Source organism: Magnetococcales bacterium (genome assembly GCA_015228815.1).
In the GTDB taxonomy this organism is placed as follows: Bacteria; Pseudomonadota; Magnetococcia; order Magnetococcales; family UBA8363; genus UBA8363.
The window spans coordinates 1-19,230 of record JADGCV010000010.1; the positions used below are offsets into that span (position 1 = coordinate 1).

Here is a 19,230-nt window from a genome sequence, read left to right on the forward strand (position 1 = left end):
CGATGAAGAATCCTCCACCCGCGCCCACCAGGAGCCCTACGACCAGGAGTATGATTTTGATCAGGCCTCCGCCACCCGGATCGTGGAGCTTCAGAACGGCACCGAGGGCTGGGCGACGCGGCTGTCCCTGGTCAGGGAGCAATTGGCCAAGCTGGCGGTGGCCGGAGCGGGCATCGGGCTGGCGGCGCGGGAGGCGATCCGCTTCGAATCGGCCATGGCCGATGTGCGCAAGGTGGTGGATTTTCCCACCCCCCAGGCTTTCGCCGAGCTGACCGCCGATATCAAGGGGATGTCGCGGGAGATTCCCGTCTCCCTGGAAGGGCTGGCGCGCATCGCCGAGGCGGGCGGCCAGATGGGCATCGCCGCCAAGGATATTCGGGGTTTCACCGAGGTCGTCGCCAAGATGAGCACGGCCTTCAAGATCAGCCCAGATGAGGCCGGAACCGCCGTGGGGCGGCTCATGAACGTCTTTGCGTTGACCGTGCCGCAAACGCGCTTGCTGGCCGACGCCATCAACCACCTGGGCAACAACACCAATGCCGTCGAACGCGACATCGTCGAAGTGATGAACCGCACCGGCGGCATGGCGCGGGTCTTCGGCCTGGCCAACACCGAGACGGCGGCCCTGGCGGCGACGTTCCTCTCCATGGGCCTGGGGCCGGAGCGATCCGCCACCGCCATCAATGCGTTGACCCGCGAATTGATGAATGCCCCGCAGCAGACCGACAAGTTCAAGGCCGCCCTGCTGCGGGTGGGCCTCACCTCCGAGCAGTTGGCCAGCAAGATCCATCGCGGCCCGCAACAGGCCATCCTGGAGCTGCTGCAACTGCTTTCGGGGTTGGACAAACAGACCAAAATGGAGACCCTGGTCGGCCTGTTCGGGGATCTCTATTCCGACGAGATCGTCCAGGTGGTCAACAACCTGGACAAGTACCGGGAGATTCTGGGGCTGGTGGGCAAGGAGTCCAACTATGCCGGGTCGATGCAGAAGGAGTTCGGCGAACGGATTCGCACCACGGAAGCCCAGTTGCAGTTGGCCAAGAACGCCATCTCCGAGGCCGCCATCAACCTGGGCAACGCCTTCCTGCCCGCCCTCGTCGCCGTGGCCAAGGCGGTCGCCGCCCTGATGCACGGTCTGGCCGCGCTCATCGAGCAGTTCCCCAACCTGTCCGCCGCTGCCGTCACGGCCCTGACCGCCTTTGCGGGTTTCGGTGCTTTGCGGCTGGTGTGGAGCGCCTTGCGCGCCGGGGTGATCGCCATGCTCGCTCCCCTTGCCACGTTGGGGACGGCGGTGCGCGGTCTGATGTTCACCCCCCTTGGCGCGTTGCTGACCGCCGCCGGAGTGGCGGCCTACGCCTTCTCCAAGGCGACGGCTTCCAGCGTGCCGCCGCTGTTGGAAAACGCCGCCGCCCTGGGCAAGAGCCGGGAAGCGACGGCGGAAAAGATCAAGGCTCTGGAGGCTCTCAAGAAGACCTTGGAGAGCACCAAACCCGGCACCAAGGAGCACACCGAGGCCGAAGAGAAACTGGCCGCGATCCTGCCCGAAGCCAACCTCTCCCTGGACGAGCAAGGCCGGGTGCTGGCCCGCGTCGGACATGCCGCCAGCGACAACGCCGGAAAGCTCAAGGCCTACCTTGATCTTCTCAAAAAGGAAGATCGCCAGACCCTGGCTCTGCAACTGGACGCCCAGACCCGCGCCTTTGGAGAAGCCAAAAAGGAGATGGTCTCCTACACCGACGGTCTGCGCAATTGGTACGGCATCGGCACCGAACAGGCCCAGACCACCAGCCAGAAATTCTGGCTCTGGTTGAACAAGTTGACTGGCAGCTACGACGACAACATCGCCAAGGGCGCGGAACTGCGCCGACAACTCGGCGACACCGAAGGCGGGATGAAGTCCCTGCTGGAGGAAGCGCGCAAGGCCGGGCTGTCCGTCGATGACCTGGGCCGGGCCATGGACGGCATCCACGCCGATCCGACGGTCAAGGATCAGGTCATCGCACTTTACCGCGCCATGGCCAAGGAGGCGGAAGCCGCTGCCGCGAAAACCGCCAGCCTCAACGACCAGTACAAACAGTTCTCCATCGCCCTGACCGGCCCGGCGGCAGCGGCCAAGAAGGCCATCGTGGACGCCATCGGTGTTGCCGACCAGCAGCTCGGAAAATACAACGAGGCCCTGGGGCAACACCGGGAGAAGCTCAAACAGGCGGTGGGCGACGAATCCAAATCCTGGAAGGCCCTGGGCGAGGCCGCCGCCGCAGCTTCCAGGACCACCGACGAACGCCTGGGCGAGGAGTTCGACCGTCGCCGCCGCAGACTGGAGGCCCTGTCCGATGCCGGGCTGATCTCCGAGCGCCGCAAGGTGCAGGCGGTCACCGCCCTGGCCATCCAGGAGACCGAGGCCAAGCTGGTCGAGGCTCGCCGTCACCTGGGTGAGTCCCTGAATCTGGTGCGGCGGGAATACCAGACCAAGCTGGACAACGCCAAGCGCCTGGGGCAGGACGCCGCCCGGGTGGACGAAGAGCGTCTCCAGTCCCAACGGCGCGTTCTTGAGCAGACCGAAACCGCCTACCGGCAGAGCATCGACCGCTTGATTGCCGAGGAGCGCCGCCACCTGGAGGCTGCCCGGCAGCTCGCCGAACAGCGGGCCAGCTTCCTGCTGTCGGTGGAGGACCGCCTCGCCCGCTTGGCCGAAAAGGGGATGGACCCCGCCCAGGTCTACGAATCGCGCCAAACGCGCATCGCCCAGGAGCAGGCGCGGGCGGAAGAGGCCCTGCGCAACGGCAACTACGAGGCCGCCCGCCGCCACGCCGAGCGCATGATGGAGCTGGCCGAACAGACCGCCGAGGCGGTCAAGGTCGGCAACCGCACCGTGGTCTCCGAACAGGACGCCGTGGCCCGCTCCTCGGAGCAGATCCGGCAGGCGGCGTCCATCGCCGACAAGGCTTTCCAGGAGCAGGGCCGAAGCCACCAGCAGGCGGCGGCCTTCCTGCGCACCGAGTACGAGAAGCTGACCGGGGAGCTGGAAAAGGTGCGCCAGGGGCTGGCCGCCATTGATCAGGCCATTGCCAGGGATCACCGCATCATCCTCGCCGCCGACACCGCCAAGGTAGAGGAAGCCGCCCGCCAGATCGACGACCTGTTGGAGAAAAAGGAGCGGGTAGTTCGGATCAAGGCGGAACTCCAGGACGAAGCCCGCTTCCTGGAAGGCGTCCCCGAAAAGGTGGCCCAGGGGCTGACCGGCCCGGTCAAGGCGGGACTGGACGAACTCTCCCGTGTCTTCGCCCGCTTCAAGAGCGAATTCGCCACCTTCGACCCGGAGATCAAAGCCAAGTTCGACACCACCTCGGCCACCGGAGCCATCGACGGTCTGATCGCCCGGTTCCAGGAATTCCAGACCACCCTCCAGACCGGGAATACGGTCACGGTCAACGCCGACACCGCCCAGGCGGTGTCCGCCCTGGACGACGTCACCGCCCGCGCCAACGCCCTGGATGGTCGGGTCATCACCTACTATGTCCAGCAGGTGACCCAGGAAGCCCATGCCGTGGGGGGACCGGTGGGGCTGGCACGAGGGGGCCGCCTGCCCGGCTTCGGCGGGGGCGACCGCATCCATGCCTTGTTGGAAGCGGGAGAGTTCGTCATCCGCAAGGAGGCGGTCCGACGCTATGGGCTGGGGCTGCTGGAATCCCTCAACCGCATGCGTCTGCGGCTCCCGGAAGTGCCCCGCTTTGCTGCGGGGGGCCTGGTCCGCAACCTGGTGATCCCCGTCATGCCGTCCATGCCCGCCTTCGCCACCGGGGGAGCCGTGCCGCCGGTGGAGGGGGTGGTGCGGCTGGATCTCTTCGCGGGCGGCAGACCGGTGGCCTCCATCCCCGGTCCCCGTCAGCAGATCCGGCAGTTCGTGGATGCGCTGCGGGAGCTGGAACGGGGGATGGCATGAAGCGCCTCGGTGATTTGATCCTCCCCGACTCCGTGCAATGGTCCGACCGCTGGGAATGGTCTCCCGTGGCCCAGGAGACCGCCCGCACCCTGGGCGGAACCGTGGTGACCTGGTCCCAGACCCTGTCCGGCGGCCAGCCGATCACCCTGGAGGCCGAGGATGGGGTGACCTGGCTCTCCCAGGAGACCGTGGACGGACTCCGCGCCATGGCCGCCCAGGCCGGAGCCGTCTTCCAACTGGAGTGGGACGGCGAGACCCACACCGTCCTGTTCCGCCATCACGATCCCCCGGCGGTCAGCTTCAAACCCATCTGGCCGCATCACGACCTGTTCACCGGCACCGTCCGGCTCATGACCGTATAGAGGAGGCCCCATGCCCATCGACGCCACGCACCTCAAGTTCTACCGTTCCCAGACCGTCTCCGACACCGCCGCCAACGGCGGGCGACTCTCCACCGTGGAGATCGCCTCCGGCGTGAAGAACAACCTCTGGCCCGACGTGCCCCAGAGCGAACGCACGGCGGGGTCCACCAAGTACCGCAAGTCGTTCCTCAAGGTGGCCCACCCGGACCGGTTGGCCCTCATCGACACCCTGCTGTTCGTGGAGACGCCCACTCCCGGCGGCGACCGGGTGGTGATCTTCCCGGCGACCCAGACCGACACCCAGAACGACCTCACCGGCAGCGAGCGGGTCTACGGCGGCGGCTGGCTGGACGCCAATGCCGCCCTGGGCGCCACCTCCGTCAGCGTCAACGTGGAGGCGGCGTCGGATGCCGTCTTCCGCAACGGCGACCTGATTCGCATCTCCGACAAGACCACGGTGGACGACCCCGCCGGGGCGGCGGAATTCGTGCGGCTGTCCCCCGCCGGGGCGGTGGTGTGGAACGGCAACAAGGCCACCCTGACCTTCGCCTCCGGCCAGTCCCTGGCCAACGCCTACCTCGCCGCCAGCACGAGGGTCGCCTCGGTGATCGAGGCCGGAACCGTCCGCGCCAGCGCCGACACCTGGGGGATCTCCTCGGCCAACGGCAGCTACAACGGCTGGAGCGGCTCCGGCAATCCCCCCTCCATCCTGATTCCCGACGCCCTCGGCGGCATCGAGCAGACCTGGACCGTCACCTTCACCGGGGCGGGAACCTTCACCTGCGTCGGCGACACCGTCGGCTCGGTGGGCGGCGGGACCACCAGCAGCGACTTTTCCCCCAATAATGCCACCTTCGGACGTCCGTACTTTACGCTGCCCTTCTCCGGCTGGGGCGGAACCTGGGCCTCCGGCGAGGTTCTCTCCTTCAAGACCCACCCGGCGGCGGTGGCGGTGTGGCAGAAGCGCATCATCCCGCCCAACACTGGCTCCCTCTCCGGAGACCGGGTGGTGATCGCCGTCTCCGGCGAGTCCGAGTGATGAGCGAACTCGCTACCAGTCTCCAGGTCAACTTCGCCTCCCGCGAGGCCGAGTCGCCCTTCGAGCTGGTCACCGGCGACAACGACCAGGGGGGCTCCGCGCCGGTGCAGGTGGCCTTCTCCCACCTGACGGTCACGGTAGGATCGTGGGGCGTCATCTTCCGCATGAGCCAGATCACGCCCCTCCAGGTGACCGTCCCCGGCAGGAAGCGGGTCAAGCTCTACTGTTCGGAAACGGCGGCTCAGGGGGTGACCCTGTTCGTGGACAACGGCCCCGCCACCGTCCGGGTGATGGAGCGGATGGGAATCGCCGAATTTCCGAGGGAGATCCCGGTCAACACCGCCGTCTCCCTGGGACGTCGCAGCGAGCCGGTGGTGGAGCCCCTGACCTGGTCCGGCGAGGTGCGCAAGCGCCTGCGCTGGTTCTACGACCAGCCGGAGGTGGAGATCCTCCAGCAGACGGTGTTTCGGGACCGCACCGGCGCGGTGGTGGAAGGGCCGCGCTACGATCCCCAGCGGGGCGAATTTTTCACCCGGGGGGAGGCCTTTGGGGCGCTGGTGGTGCGCTACGCCGCCGGGTTTTCCCTGTTCGACGTGGTCTACGACAACGGCCAGGGGGTGGCGTCTCCGGATCAGTTTGCCGAGATGCAACGGGCGTGGTCCTCCGGCAACATCACCTCCACCGAAATCCCGCCGGTGAGGATCATCGCCCTGTCGGGGAGCAAGGCGGCCACCGGCTCCTTCGAGCGGGTTTTCTGGCCGATAGGCGCGCCCATCATCACCTTCCGCTTCGGCCCGGACGACGGGGAGGAGGAAGAGCGGGACCAGGAGGAATACGCCTTCGCAGAGATCCCCGGCACCCGCCAGACCGTCACCCGCCGGGTCTACAACCCCCAGGACAACAGCCAGTTCGTCGAGGTCCGCCAGACCGTCTACCTGGAGGCCCAGGACACGGTCACGGGCCGCATCTTCAAGCTGAGGCTGCTCAATGCCGCCGATTGACCTCGGCCCCTTCGACACCCTGGAGGGATTCGATTTCGGCGCGCTCTCCGGCGTGGTCGAGGTGGAGGAGTGGCAGCACAAGACCTACCGCGCCCGCTATCCCTTCTTCGTCGCCAACAGCGGCAACATCCCCATGGCGTGGCGCTCGCGGCGGGTGCGGGTGGTCGGCCTCGCCTCCGGGAGGAGCGTCACCGTGCCGGTGGAAGACCCCGCCATGCAGTTTTCCCCGTCCCCCGACACGGCGGGGCGGATCTATCTGGGCGGCTCCAACTTCATCGACGGCGAAGCCGCCCGCGCCACCCTCGTGTAGGTGAGAGGGGCGAGGTGAGAGGAAAGAGGAAAAGCGTCAACGGCAAAACCCTAAACAGGAGGAATCGACATGATTTTGAATGGTTCTCCCTCTAACCTCTCACCTCTGACCTCTCACCTGCCTTTCTGTCTCGATCCGGAAGAGATCGGGGCTTTCGCCGTCAACACCCCCTTCCTGCTGGAGCATGAGGGGGTGGCCAGGATGCTCTTCATCGCCTCCCTGGACGGCAACGATCACGAGCGCAACTACGACCTCTTCCTCATGCCGGGCAAGGACGAGAAACCCTTCCCGGTGCTGAAGTTCCACGACTGCGTCCACAACCCCTGGGTGGTGCGGGAGAACGGTTTCTGGCGGCTCTACATCACGGTAATGGAGAACGCCAGCGATCCCGCCAGCTACCGCAGCACCATCCAGGCCTTCCGCTCGGTGGATCTGATCCGGTGGGAGCATGAGGCCGAGGTGCTGGCGGGCAACGAGATCTTCCCCGAAGTGGAGGGCGTTTCGGTGGTCAAGACCGGCGAGGGGCGCACCGTCGGCTATTTCACCGTGGCCGCCGCCGGGGATCAGGGCCACCCCCGCTTCAGCGAGAACTACACCGTCTTCTTCGCCGAGTCGGAGGACGGCCTCCATTTCGGCGAATGGCGGTGGCCGGACGGCCTGGAACCGGTCCCCGGCGAGTCCGACCGGGGGCTGTACAAGCCCAACATCTACCAGGTGGGACCGTCGGATTATGCCTGCTTCGTCTCCATCGTCCCCTGGTTGCACCGCTTCCACCAGATGGTCTACCGCAGCCGCGATCTGATCCATTGGACCAAAGTGGGCCGCTGGTTTCCGCCCGATCCGGAGCCGGGGGTGGTCCACACCCTCAAGGCCACCCTGTTTCGCGGCCACCTCACCTACGCCCTGCGGGACAAACGCTTCCGCACCTGGATTCGCACCACCCCGGTCAACCTGGCCGAACTCTGCCCGGAGTGGACCCCGTACCACCGCCCGTTCCAACTCTGATCCGGAGGCCCCATGTACGCCAAATACGTCTACAATGCCGGTTCCACCGTGGCCAACGTCCTCTCCGACGTGACCGCCCTGCTCACCGGCGAGAGCGACCTCAACAACCTCTCAACCCGTTGCAACAAGGGCCAGTCCGCCCTCGTCGCCGACGTGGCCGCCGGGTGGCTGCTGCACGATGCCACCGCCGGGACCAACGCCCGCGCCCTCAAGGCCCCGTTGGCGGACAATCCCAACGCCTTCAAGTTCGTGGTGCTGGATTTCAACACTTCCGGCTACGTCCTCACCAAGGTCTACGAGACCTGGAACAACACCACCCACACCGGGACCAATCTCTGCGCCAACTCCGACCAGACCCCCTTCAGCCAGCGTCTGGACCTGACCAACGGCGGGGTGCTGCACCTCTGCGCCAGCGCCCGTTTCTTGATGATCGCCAGTTTCTACGGCGGCACCTGGGGCAGCAGCAGCTACAACGGTCCCTCCGGTTGCTTCGAGCGCACCCGCGTCTGTCCCTGGGACACGGTGGCCGCCGGATGGCCCCCCTTCATCTTCGCCAACCTGGGCTATTGGGCCTACAACGACACCAGCGCCACCTCGCCCCGCAAACCCTCCCGCACCGGGGCGATTCTCACCGGCGCGTCGGCGGGCCTCAATGCCAACGTCATTCCTTTCGGCAGCTTGAGCTGGTTCATGACCAACCTCAGCGGGGTGGACCAGAAGGTGCCCGACGACGCCGGAGGCTCCTTCATCCCCTTTTCCCCCATCCTGCTGGTGGACAGCGGCAACATGCCCATGCACTACGGCGAGATCACCAGCCTGTGCGACCTCTGGGTGCTGCCCCAGGGCGTGGCCGCCAACCTGGACGTGATCCAGAAGAGCGGGGTCAACTACCTCTGCCTCCAGGCCCAGACCTCGGGGAAGATGTTCGCGGTGAGGAAGGGGTGAGACCATGGCCAACGCCTTTCCCGTCCCCTGGACGCCCCCCGTCGGCTGCGGAGGATACAATACCGCCGCGCCCCGTTTCGGCAAATCCTCGCCCAATCCCTCTCCAGTGACCACCGGCGTCCAGACCGCCACCCGGCAGGGTGTCGCGGCCAACGCCGGGGTTTCCTCCACCCCCTCCCAATACTGGAGCAGCTGACATGCTCACCTTCGCGGATCGCGTCAAGGAGTCCGCCGCCATCTCCGGGGCGGGAGCCTACATCCTGAACGGGGCGGTGCCCGGCCATCAGGGGTTCATCGAAGCCCTCGGCGGCGACCGGCGCTGTACCTGGTGCGCCGAGCGGGGCAGCCTGTGGGAGGTCGGCGAGGGCCTCGTGGACGCCGCCGGGGGAACCCTCTCCCGCGAGCGCATCCTCTCCTCGTCCAACGGCGGGGCGGCGGTGGACTGGCCAGCCGGGAGCGTGGTCGCCCTGTTCTGCGTCGCCCCGGCGGAAGTGATCCAGCGCGGCGTGCGCAGCGGCGTCACCGTCACCACCCCCGGCATGCTGCGGGTGCAGCCCGGGGTGGCCCGCTGGTATCCGCCCATGGCGGTGACTTTTACGACCTGGGAAGCCTGGGTCGGACAGGCCCCCGGCGGCATCGCCGCCCAGTTCACCCTGCGCAAGAACGGCGTCGCCGTGACCTCCGGCAGCATCGCCGCCGGGAGCCAGCGTATGACCCGCGAGGCGATTTCCCTCTCCCTGACCCCCGACGACTGGCTTACCCTGGACCTCACCCAGACCGGCGTCAGCCCTCCGGGGTCCGACCTCACCGTGCGGCTAATCCCCTGATCCCGTGACCATCGCCGACCGCGCCCTCGCCGCCGCTCCCATCGCCGGAACGGGAGCCTCTCGCATCGAACGCCGCTGCGCCCTGCCCTGGGGCGGAACCGGCGTCGTCGAACAGGGATGGCGGCTGCCCTACGACTCGCCGCTGCTTGCCAGCCAGACGGTGCTGCCCTGGCGTCTGGCGGTGGAGCAGGCGGTCGCTTGCGGCTGGGATCTGGAGATTGCCATCGGGCTGGCCTGCCCCTATTCCGTGGAGCGGGTGGTCGCCGGGGTCGCCTTGCCCTATAGCCAGTTGCCTTTCTGGCTGGACGGGAGTTGGGTCCAGGCCGGGCTGACGCTCCCCTGGGAGAATGCTTCCGGCGTGGCGGCAGCCTGGGGCTTTCCCTATGACGATGCAGCGGGGGTGGCCCGGTCGCTGGAGACCCCCTTCGGGGACAGGGAGGATGATTCCCGGCCCATTGCCTCCGGCCTGGCCGCTCTTTCCGGCGCGCCGGTGGCCGGAACGACGGCGGGACGTATCGAGGCCCGTTGCGCCCTGAACTGGGGTGTCGAGTGGCTGGTCGAACGAGCCTGGAGGTTCCCCTACAGCCAGATCCATGCCGGACGCCAAGTCGAATTGCCCTGGCGGCTGACGACGGATGTCGCATCCGAGCTGCGCTGGTCCATCGAAATCGCCCTGGCCACAGCCTTTCCCTATTCCGGCAGGCGGATCGAGGCCGTCTCGGAGGTGGCCTACGGCGATCTGGCCTTCTATCTGGACGGAACCTGGACCCATGCCGGAATGGCCCTGTCGTGGGGCGATGCGGCATGGGTGGGGGCGGAATGTTCCTGGCCCTGGGACGATGCGGCGGCGGTGAGGACGGCCCAGGTCTTCCCCTGGGAAGACGAATCTGCCGACGCCTGGATCCTGCGCGCCTCCACCGGGACGGCGCTGGCAAGCGCGCCTGTTGCGGGAACGGTGTCCAGGCGGGTCGAAATCGCCTGGGAAATCCCGTGGGACCACCCCTGGGTCAACCGGGTGCTGGAGTTTTCCTACGCACTGCGGGCAGAAACCCAGGCCGGATTGCCCTGGGACAACGCCCAGGCGCGGGCTGGAATGGCGCATCCCTACGGCGATCTGCTGGCCCTGGCCCAAATGGAATACCCCTGGGAACCGGCGCTCCGGATCTCGGCTGGATCGGACGAGGCCTACGGCTCCAGCATCGCCATCAGTCACCTGGAGTTGCCCTTCGGCAACGGGCCGGTGCTGGCTGCTTGGAGCCTGCCCATCCACTTCACCGTCACCACCCGGCTGGAGGCCTCCTGGTCCCTGCGGGGACTGACCGGTCGGCAGTTGGAACTGGGCTGGGGCTTCACCACCCCCGTGGCCGATCAAACGGAATTTCCCTACGCCCTGCTGGCCCGCACCCCCGTAAACCGCGCCCTCATCGGCTCCTGGGATCTGGCCAGCGAACGCCCGCCACTGCGGGCCGGAAGCGGAGTCCGAGCCATTCATCAAGGAGCTTTGTTGTGATTTCCCTCTTTCCTCTCACCTCTGACCTCTCCCCTGTCCCATGATCCTCTCCGCATCTCTCTCCCTCGCCGAGGGCGATTTCGCCTGGAGCGGAACCCTGGAGTTGGACGATCCCGCCAGCTTCCAGCGAGTGAAGGTGGACGATCCCATCATCCTCGAACTGGGCGGCGAGGTCTTCAACCTGGTGGTGGACAACAAGACCCTGGAGCGCAACGGCGTCGGCCTGCCCCGCTTCAGCGTCTCGGTGATCAGCCCGACGGTGCGCTGGACCTCGCCACGGGCCGCGCCCATGGAGCGGACCTGGAGTGATCCGGTCCAGGCCAGCGCCGCCGCCGAGGAGGCCACAGGCGAAACCATCCTTTGGGAACTGGTGGATTGGCTGATCCCCGGCGGCAGGCTGGCGGTCCACAACGCCACCCCTGCCGACGTGGTCAGGACCATCGCCGAGGCCGCCGGGGGTGTGGTGGAGACCTTGCCGGATGGCTGGTTGCGGGTCAGGCATCGTTTCCCGGTGGCAGTCCCAGACTGGACCACGGCCACCCCGGATCACATCCTTACCGATGCCGCCGACAACCTGTCGTGCCGCGAGTCCCACATGCTGCGCCACCGGGTCAACCGCGTGCTGGTGCGGGGCTATCTGCCGCAATCCGGCCATCTTGCCGCCGAGGTGGACAATCGCCCGGACGGGCTGAACGAAGGCCGGAACGGTTTCTTCGCGGGCGAAACCGCTCATCTGCTGGTCCACACCGGGCTGGAGGTGACCGGGGTGGAGCTGGCCGCATCTGCCGGGTTGTTGCTGCCGGGACCGGAGCAGGCCCTGCGCCTGACGCAGGACATCGTCTTCGATGGCGTCGCCACCGCAACCCTGGACCAGCCCGCCGTCTCCATCAATTCGATGAGCTGGCTGGGCAACGACCTTGGGACGCTCACTCTGGAGGCTGATCGCCGCACCCTGTCCGCCGAGCGGTCCGGCGTGGCCATCGCCCGCATCGGCTATACCGCTGTCGCCCGCTCCTGGGGCTTGACCGCGCCGGAGACTGTGGCCGGGCTGGACGCCTTCCCGGTGCAGGTCCGCGCCACGGCGCAGAGCGGCGCAATGCCCATGGACGGCGAAATCATCTGCCAGCGCGGCGCGGGCGATCACCCCGGCGCGGATGTCTCCGATCCGCTCCTGGCCGACACCCTGGCCAAACTCTCCCGTGGACGCGCCGAGATCGACAGCGGCGAGATCCTGCAGGAGGTCTCACTGACCTGCCTCCACCGTCCGGGCCTCCTGCCGGGCCAACTGGTTGAGGTCCACGACGCCCTGATGGGCCAGACTTGGCGCGGCAAGGTGACCAGCGTCACCCACGCCGCCGCTGGGCCGAGACTCACCACCACCCTGGAGATCCTGCGCCATGTCCCAACCGCTGATTGACCTGCAACGCTTGCTGACCGGGCGTCAGACCACGACCGGGCGCGTGGTGGCCGTCACCGCCGGGATGGTTCGAGTAGCCACGGCCCAGGGTGTGGTGGAAGTGACCGCTGAAACTGGGCTGGCGACAGGCGACCGGGTGATAGTGCGCGACGGGCGGGCCATCAAAAGCCAGAGAATGACGAACGCGCCGGTGTATTTCGTATGACGAACCACGCGCCGGACTCGACCCGCTTCCAAGGAATCTGGCACGCACTTACTCGATCAGCAGGCCTGGGCGGGACTGCCGCCGTTCCCTGCCTTCCTCTCGATCCATAGAGAAGTATCTCTTATTTATTGAAATTGAATCACTTTCTCCTGGATTGGCAGGCCAATGGCATGGCTCTATGAACTCAACCAGGAACCTTATCCAGGAGATTGAAAATGAACGAGATTCCCACCAAAAGGCCTAACCTCGAAGCCTTCGCCAAGGGGCTGTCCAAACTTACCCGTCAATACGGAGTGGCCCTCCGCGTCACCGGCGGCGTAATCACCGATCAGCCGGAGGTTTTCGAGGGAATCGAATACTTCACTGGGAACAACGGGGATCTGCTTCCCCACATCGGTGACAACTGGCTTTAAAACTGGATTTTCCATAAGGCGCAATCTTGACGAATAGGTGTCGAAAAATGAAAAAACATGTTCCGACGTCTGCGAAAGCTCACCTCTGGGAAAATCCTGCAAGACGATCCACCGGTCTTCCCTGGGGCATGGTCAAGTTGACTACGGTGCTCATGGTCTTGGCGATTTTGGCTGCAACCATCCAATCGTCTTTCTCGCGCATGACCATTCGCTATTTTTCCCAATCCGATGCCCGTGGATCTCCGGTTTGATAGAATTGACGAACTCGGCGGATGAACTCCATGAAGTCGCTGTTCTCGGTCGCCAGCCGGTTGCAAGTGTTCCAGTCGATCTCAGGCCGCTCCCGCGCCGGGATGATGATCTGGCTTTCCGAAATCTCATCCGGCTCCAATTGGATCACCCCTATGCCATGCAGGGCGAACAGCATCCGCAGTTCCTGCATGGTGTCTTTCCCCTGAATCTCTCCCGCCACCAGATAGCCGAAGCTGGCCCACGACGAGTTGGAAACCGCCTGGAAATAGGCCTCCCGCACGTTGGACCGGTTGATCAGCAGCTTCACCTCGAACGACCACAACCGGGTCTTCTTGTCCGCATACTGCTTGACGCAGTCCTTGATCTCCCGATCCCACTCGGCGCTCAGATCCTCCATACCCACCAGATCCGGATAGAGCCACTTGTTGCCGTTGGGACCACGTTGGTTGGAGGAGCGTTTCTCGTCAATGCGCATGGCGTACAGCCCGTGTTCGGCGCGCAGCCAGGAAGCTATGACGGGATAGAGGTCCGCTTCTTGCGTTTTGGCCGGTTGAGCAGACGATGCATCGCTGGATTGCCGTGCCTCCGATTCCGCTTGGACCACCTCATCCTCATCCGACTTGCCGGTGAAGTAGTACTTCCGGGGACGGCCCTCGGTGGTCTTGATCTGGGCTGCCTTCTTGGGATCCATCATGCGTGGACCGATTTCCGATTGGATTTGGCGAATCAGATCGTCATCACTTCTGACGGACTGGCTTTTGCTTTTGGCCTTCTTGTTTTGGCACTCTTCCGGGAAGGTCTGGAACACCCACTCCGCAATCTGCCGGGCGGTGAACTTCTCGTCCGGGTGATCCTTCAGGAAGGCGATGACGGTGTTGGCCAGGTTCAGGGGCATGGAGAAATCCTTAGGTCAAAGGTCAATCATGGTTGCCGATTCAATACCGCCTGCGCTCTACGATTCCCTCCGGGCCAACACCCTGGCCAAGCTCTTCCGTGATCGCGCCGAGATCGACAGCGGCGAAATTCTGCAAGAGGTCTCCCTGACCTGCCTGGAGCCCCCGGCATTCTGCCGGGCCACATGGTCGAGGTCCACGATGCCCTGATGGGACAGACGTGGGTCGAAAAAGTGACCGGTGTCACCCACGCTGCCGCCGGGCCGCGACTCACCACCACCCTGGAGATTCTGCGCCATGTCCCAGCTCCTCCTGCAACGCCTGCTGGCCAGGCGTCAGACCGTGACCGGGCGGGTGGTGGGTGGCCCTCAACGGGGGGATGGTCCGGGTGGCCACAGCCCAGGGGGTGGGGAGGTAGCCGACGAAGCTGGCATCCAGACGGGCGACCGGGTGACGGTGCGCAACAGGCGGGCCGTCAAAAGCCAGGGGAGCACGGACGCGCCTATGTTCCAGGTCTGACACACCGAATGCAGGAACCCACTTGACCGCTTCATCAACCCGGGAACTTCTGCTTGTAGAATTCATCGATTTCCGGTTCATCCCACCTTCCGGCAACGGGAGCCCATCTATCCAAGAAACGCTGAAAATCAGGATCGTCCGCCCTCAGCTGGAAGGTGTAAAGCCGATTGACGATCTGCTTCATCAGCGACTTCATCTCGGCATCGTCAAAATGGGAGACCTCTGTCCAGGGGATCTCGTTGCCTGCCGCATCAATGACCAGCACGTCCGAAAAATCCCCCGTCTTGCTGACCGGAGCCCGGCCCGCATGGAGATCCTCCAAACGGGTATTTCGCACGCAGAGCATGGCCATTATCTTGGCGATCTGTGCGGCAAGCCTCTGTTCGGTTTTCGTGCTCATAGCCATTGGTTAACCCCAGCAGTGCGGTTGGAAAAGCTTTCGGTTATTCTCGCATGAATCTACCTCCATGGAATCCATCCATGTATACCTACAACGCCCTGAGGGGAAAGATTTCGACGAGACAAGGAGACGGGCGTCATATATCCAGGCAATACGTCTGCCAATATGACTGTTGACATAGCCATCAGGATGCCTCGGCATAGGTTGCCGAAAAAATCGTTTCCGACAGCCACTTCTTGAAGGAAGGGTTATCGCTGAACTGCTTGAATAGCTCGGTGTGATCCGAAAGCAGATCGATGACCGCCCGCTCCAACGCTTTGTCGTGCTCGATCCGGGCGTTCTGCCTGTCCGAATTCCGCATCGCGTTCTGGTATGCCTTGTCGGCGGCGACCTTAGCCGGGAGTTCCTCCGCGATGACCTTCCCGATCTTGTCCGCGTCCTTCCAATCGATATTCCCGAATAGCTCGTTGAAGGTCTTGAGGATATTGCTCAGGAAGTCCAACTCAGGCTCCGGCTTACCACCTCCTCCACCGGTGGGTACGGGACCAATTTCGGCATCCGCATCCGGCAATACGATGGCCATGGATGCTCGGGCTTCCACCCGGTAGCTGTCCATGTCGATGGCTTCCAGAATGCCCTTGGACAGATCCTCTTCCTTCGGCGCGGGGATTTTCGGGACGAGGAAGTTGAGGAAGATGGAGAGCTTTTCCCAGTCGGCATTGGAAAATGGGAGGATGGAGGCCAGAAAACCATAGGTGCGGGTGAACGCCTTGGCCTTGCCCTTAAAATCCACCTGCCCATCTTCATCCAGTTCTCCGGTGTAAACCGCCACGCAAGCATCCAGGATCGGATCGAGCCTATCCCGATCCGCCCCGCCAAGATACAACGTCACCAACTCCTCCACCTGCGCCCAGGCGTAGACCTGATAGCCGTCCAGACTCGATTTCAGGTCATGCAGCCTGTTCGGGTCGGTCTCCTCGCTGAGGATCGTGGTGCGGTAGTAGGGCTCGAACGACTGGCGTATGCCATCGGCGTCGTTCATGAAGTCGAGTACGAAGGTGTCGTGTTTCTGCGGGTGGGCCCGGTTTAGCCGCGACAGGGTTTGCACCGCCTTGATGCCGGAGAGGGTCTTGTCCACGTACATGGTGTGGAGCAAGGGTTCGTCGTAGCCGGTCTGGAACTTGTCTGCCACGATCAAGAACCGGTAGGGATCTCGCTTGAGGGACTCCTCGATGGCGTTGCCGGGAAAACCGTTGAGCGTGGCTTCCGTCACCTTGTCACCACCGTATTCATGCTCACCCGAGAAGGCGACGATGGCCTGATACGGGCTCTTGCGCTCCTTCTGGTAATCTTTGAATGCATGAAAATACTGGATGGCGCGCTGAATACCGCTGGTCACCACCATGGCCCGGGCATGGCCGCCGACCTTGCGCTGGGCGACGACCTGATCGTGGAAATGGTCGATCATGATCTCCGCCTTCTGGCGGATGGCGTGCTCGTGGGACTCGACGTAGCGGCGCAGCTTCTTCTGCGCCCGTTTGGCGTCGAACCGGGGATCCTCCTCCACCGTTTTCATGAGACGGTAGTAGCTGTCCACCGGGGTGTACCGCCTCAGCACGTCCAGGATGAACCCCTCCTGGATGGCCTGCTTCATGGTGTAGCTGTGGAAAGGGAGGTGGCGGACCTTGTCCCCTTCGGGATCAGGTTCGCCGAAAACCTCCAGGGTCTTGTTCTTGGGGGTAGCGGTGAAGGCGAAGTAGCTGGCATTGGGCAGCACTTTCCTGGCTTCCATCAGCCGGTTGATGGCGTCTTCGACGGACTCTTCCTCCTCCTCGGCTCCGTTGGCGGCCAGGGCGATGTTCATTTTGGCCGAGGTGCGACCGCCCTGGCTGGAGTGGGCCTCGTCGATGATGATGGCGAAGGTCCGCCCGCGATGTTCGTCGCCGATCTCGTCCAGGATGAAGGGGAACTTCTGCACCGTGGTGATGATGATGCGCTTGCCCGCCTTGATGAACGCCCGCAAGTCACCGGATCGCTCCGCATGGCCTACCACTGAAGAGACCTGAGCGAACTGCTTGATGGTGTCACGGATCTGCTTGTCCAGCACCCGCCGGTCGGTCACCACGATGATCGAATCGAAGGTGGGCTTGCTGGCGGTTTGAAGGCCAACCAACTGGTGGCTGAGCCAGGCGATGGAGTTGCTTTTGCCCGATCCCGCCGAATGCTGGATCAGATAACGGCGTCCCGCGCCGGAGGTCTTGGCATCCTCCAGAAGTTTGCGCACCACATCCAGTTGGTGATACCGGGGAAATACCTGTTTAAGCGGCTTTCTGCGCCCCTGGTCGTCCTTCTCCTCCACCACCTGGGCGTAGTTCTCCAGGATGTCGGTGAGGTTCGGTTTGGCGAGGATCTCACGCCACAAGTAGTCGGTTTTGATCCCATTAGGGTTTGGGGGGTTGCCCGCGCCGTCATCCCACCCCCGGTTGAAAGGCAGGAACCAGGAAGCTTTGCCCTTCAGGTGGGTACACATGCGCACTTCGTGGTCGTCCACGGCGAAGTGGACCACGCAGCGTCCGAACTGGAACAACAGCTCCTTGGGGTCGCGGTCGCGCTTGTACTGCTCGATGGCGTCCTCGACGGTCTGCTTGGTCAGACTGTTCTTCAACTCGAAGGTGGCTATGGGCAAGCCATTGATGAACAGAACCACGTCCAGGGAGAGCTTGGTGTCATCCTTGGAGAAACGCAGTTGTCTGGTGACGCTGAACAAGTTGGCGGCAAAAAACTCAACCGCCTTGGCATTACCCGGAGATGGCGTGCCGTAGAACAACTCCACCGTGGCCGGTCCGTGCTTGACGCCCAGTCGCAGCACGTCGATGACCCCGCGTTTAGCGATCTCACCCTGGAGACGGTTCAGGAACTGGAACCGTTTTGGCCCATCGTCGGCCAACCCCAGCATGTCGAAGGCGTCGGGCTGGGTCGATTGCAGAAAGGCCAGAAGCTTGGCCAGATCGACGGCATGGTCGCGGTCGTAGTCTCTGGAATCACCGGGCACATAGCCCGCCTCGTCGATCAATGATCGGACGATGAGGGCTTCCAGCCCTTTTTCGCTGGTGTCGGTGCTCATACCAGGTCTGCCGGGATGGGCATCGGCAACCAGCCTTTCCGGCCCAGCACACCCAGGGCGATGCGGATCTGGCGGTCGCTGAACTGGCGTTTGCGATCGTTCCAGGTATGGATTTTGGTGATGACTTCCTCGGAGGTCTTTGCGTTCTCCTTGTTGACCACCCAATGGACTGTGGCGAGAAGCTCCATGCCGAAGGGGGTTTCAAAGCCTTCGATCAGATCGGCAACGCGCAGGAAACGGTCTCTGGTATCTGGATGTTGATCCAGAAAAGCCTCGGCCTTCTCCACTGCACCTGGCAGCAATTTCATGGGCGTCTCGGGATTGTTGCTGCTGCCGTCTCCGAATCCTTCGGTGAAGTGACCCTCCATGTCCCGTAGGGCTTTGCGCAGATTGTCAGCATAGGGGCCGTACTTGGCCTTGGCGAACTCCAGCTTCGGGATGTTTTCGCCGGACTCAACCAGAAAATAGGCGAGCTTGTGAATCTCTAGCAGGGAAAGCAGGTATTCATAACCCGGCACCTTGTAGCGGCTGATCAGACCGATGACCGCTGCACGGCCTTGTGTCATTCGTGGCGTTTCGGTGCGGTTGACCATCCTTTCGGGGGCGGGAGCCCCAGCGGGCTCGTACAACGTTACCTCAACATCCGGTAGTTCACTGAATGCCTTCTCAATACGAGCACGAACCTCCTGCCAAGGCAAACCACCCAGACCACACCCCAGTGGAGGAATGGCAATGGAGCGAATACCCCGGTCGCGGACCTCCTTCACAAGAGCCTTCAGACCGGACTCGACATCCTCCATTCGGCTTTGGCCTTTCCAATGGCGTTTGGTAGGGAAGTTGATAATGATCTTTAGACCTTCAAGAGTACGGCATTCCACCACCAACATCTGGCCAGTTGTGAACCCCCTCTGATCACAGACTGATTTATAAACTTTGAAATTTTCTGGAAAAGCATTTTTGAACTGAAGGGCGATGCCCTTGCCCATCACGCCGACGGTATTGACGGTGTTGACCAGTGCCTCGGCTGGCGACTCCAGCAAGTTCCCCCTTGTAATGTTAATCATG

General features: G+C 63.9%; 19 protein-coding genes. 14 read left to right on the top strand and 5 right to left on the bottom strand.

The features are described from left to right. The 13 genes from HQL76_05795 to HQL76_05855 form a co-directional block, all read left to right on the top strand. The coding region (locus HQL76_05795) for a phage tail tape measure protein (GenBank protein ID MBF0108668.1) at positions 1–3,943 on the top strand (3,943 nt) is incomplete at its 5' end. After that, positions 3,940–4,305 (top strand): hypothetical protein, encoded by a 366-nt coding sequence (locus tag HQL76_05800; protein MBF0108669.1) that lies wholly within the window; start codon positions 3,940–3,942, stop codon positions 4,303–4,305. The genes HQL76_05795 and HQL76_05800, both read left to right, overlap by 4 nt. A 10-nt stretch (positions 4,306–4,315) precedes the next feature. Further along, positions 4,316–5,344 carry a hypothetical protein gene (locus tag HQL76_05805; protein ID MBF0108670.1) on the top strand — a complete coding sequence of 343 codons (1,029 nt, stop codon included), beginning with the start codon at positions 4,316–4,318 and terminating at the stop codon, positions 5,342–5,344. After that, complete coding sequence (locus HQL76_05810) at positions 5,344–6,345, top strand: hypothetical protein (GenBank protein ID MBF0108671.1); 1,002 nt, start codon at positions 5,344–5,346, stop codon at positions 6,343–6,345. The genes HQL76_05805 and HQL76_05810 overlap by 1 nt, the downstream gene beginning before the upstream one ends. Beyond that, entirely contained in the window at positions 6,332–6,655 is a 324-nt protein-coding gene (locus HQL76_05815; protein ID MBF0108672.1) for a hypothetical protein, read from the top strand. The genes HQL76_05810 and HQL76_05815 overlap by 14 nt, the downstream gene beginning before the upstream one ends. A 69-nt stretch (positions 6,656–6,724) precedes the next feature. After that, a complete protein-coding gene (locus tag HQL76_05820) occupies positions 6,725–7,660 on the top strand; it encodes a hypothetical protein (protein MBF0108673.1) in 936 nt (311 codons plus the stop codon). 12 nt (positions 7,661–7,672) lie between these two features. After that, positions 7,673–8,605: a hypothetical protein gene (locus tag HQL76_05825; protein MBF0108674.1), complete on the top strand. Its 933-nt coding sequence runs from the start codon at positions 7,673–7,675 to the stop codon at positions 8,603–8,605. A 4-nt stretch (positions 8,606–8,609) separates the two neighbouring features. Then, complete coding sequence (locus HQL76_05830) at positions 8,610–8,801, top strand: hypothetical protein (protein MBF0108675.1); 192 nt, start codon at positions 8,610–8,612, stop codon at positions 8,799–8,801. 1 nt (position 8,802) lies between these two features. Then, complete coding sequence (locus HQL76_05835; GenBank protein MBF0108676.1) at positions 8,803–9,432, top strand: hypothetical protein; 630 nt, start codon at positions 8,803–8,805, stop codon at positions 9,430–9,432. Between the two features lie 4 nt (positions 9,433–9,436). Beyond that, on the top strand, positions 9,437–10,942 hold the full coding sequence (locus HQL76_05840) for a hypothetical protein (GenBank protein ID MBF0108677.1): 1,506 nt from the start codon (positions 9,437–9,439) through the stop codon (positions 10,940–10,942). 40 nt (positions 10,943–10,982) lie between these two features. Beyond that, positions 10,983–12,359, top strand: a complete 1,377-nt coding sequence (locus HQL76_05845) for a hypothetical protein (GenBank protein ID MBF0108678.1) — start codon at positions 10,983–10,985, stop codon at positions 12,357–12,359. Continuing rightward, a complete protein-coding gene (locus tag HQL76_05850) occupies positions 12,340–12,564 on the top strand; it encodes a hypothetical protein (protein MBF0108679.1) in 225 nt (74 codons plus the stop codon). The genes HQL76_05845 and HQL76_05850 overlap by 20 nt, the downstream gene beginning before the upstream one ends. A gap of 215 nt (positions 12,565–12,779) precedes the next feature. After that, positions 12,780–12,977, top strand: a complete 198-nt coding sequence (locus HQL76_05855; GenBank protein ID MBF0108680.1) for a hypothetical protein — start codon at positions 12,780–12,782, stop codon at positions 12,975–12,977. A 211-nt stretch (positions 12,978–13,188) separates the two neighbouring features. On the opposite strand, the gene HQL76_05860 is transcribed toward HQL76_05855, so the two are convergent. Further along, a complete protein-coding gene (locus HQL76_05860) occupies positions 13,189–14,124 on the bottom strand; it encodes an HrgA protein (protein ID MBF0108681.1) in 936 nt (311 codons plus the stop codon). A gap of 57 nt (positions 14,125–14,181) precedes the next feature. Next, on the bottom strand, positions 14,182–14,421 hold the full coding sequence (locus HQL76_05865) for a hypothetical protein (protein ID MBF0108682.1): 240 nt from the start codon (positions 14,419–14,421) through the stop codon (positions 14,182–14,184). Here HQL76_05865 and HQL76_05870 point away from each other — a divergent pair. Then, entirely contained in the window at positions 14,420–14,641 is a 222-nt protein-coding gene (locus HQL76_05870; GenBank protein MBF0108683.1) for a hypothetical protein, read from the top strand. The genes HQL76_05865 and HQL76_05870 overlap by 2 nt on opposite strands. A 34-nt stretch (positions 14,642–14,675) precedes the next feature. Here the strand turns inward: HQL76_05870 and HQL76_05875 are convergent, their stop codons facing one another. The 3 genes from HQL76_05875 to HQL76_05885 form a co-directional block, all read right to left on the bottom strand. Further along, entirely contained in the window at positions 14,676–15,041 is a 366-nt protein-coding gene (locus HQL76_05875) for a hypothetical protein (protein MBF0108684.1), read from the bottom strand. A 184-nt stretch (positions 15,042–15,225) separates the two neighbouring features. Next, complete coding sequence (locus HQL76_05880; protein ID MBF0108685.1) at positions 15,226–18,165, bottom strand: type I restriction endonuclease subunit R; 2,940 nt, start codon at positions 18,163–18,165, stop codon at positions 15,226–15,228. Beyond that, positions 18,162–19,229 carry a macro domain-containing protein gene (locus HQL76_05885; protein MBF0108686.1) on the bottom strand — a complete coding sequence of 356 codons (1,068 nt, stop codon included), beginning with the start codon at positions 19,227–19,229 and terminating at the stop codon, positions 18,162–18,164. The genes HQL76_05880 and HQL76_05885 overlap by 4 nt, the downstream gene beginning before the upstream one ends. Between the last annotated feature and the right edge of the window lies 1 nt (position 19,230).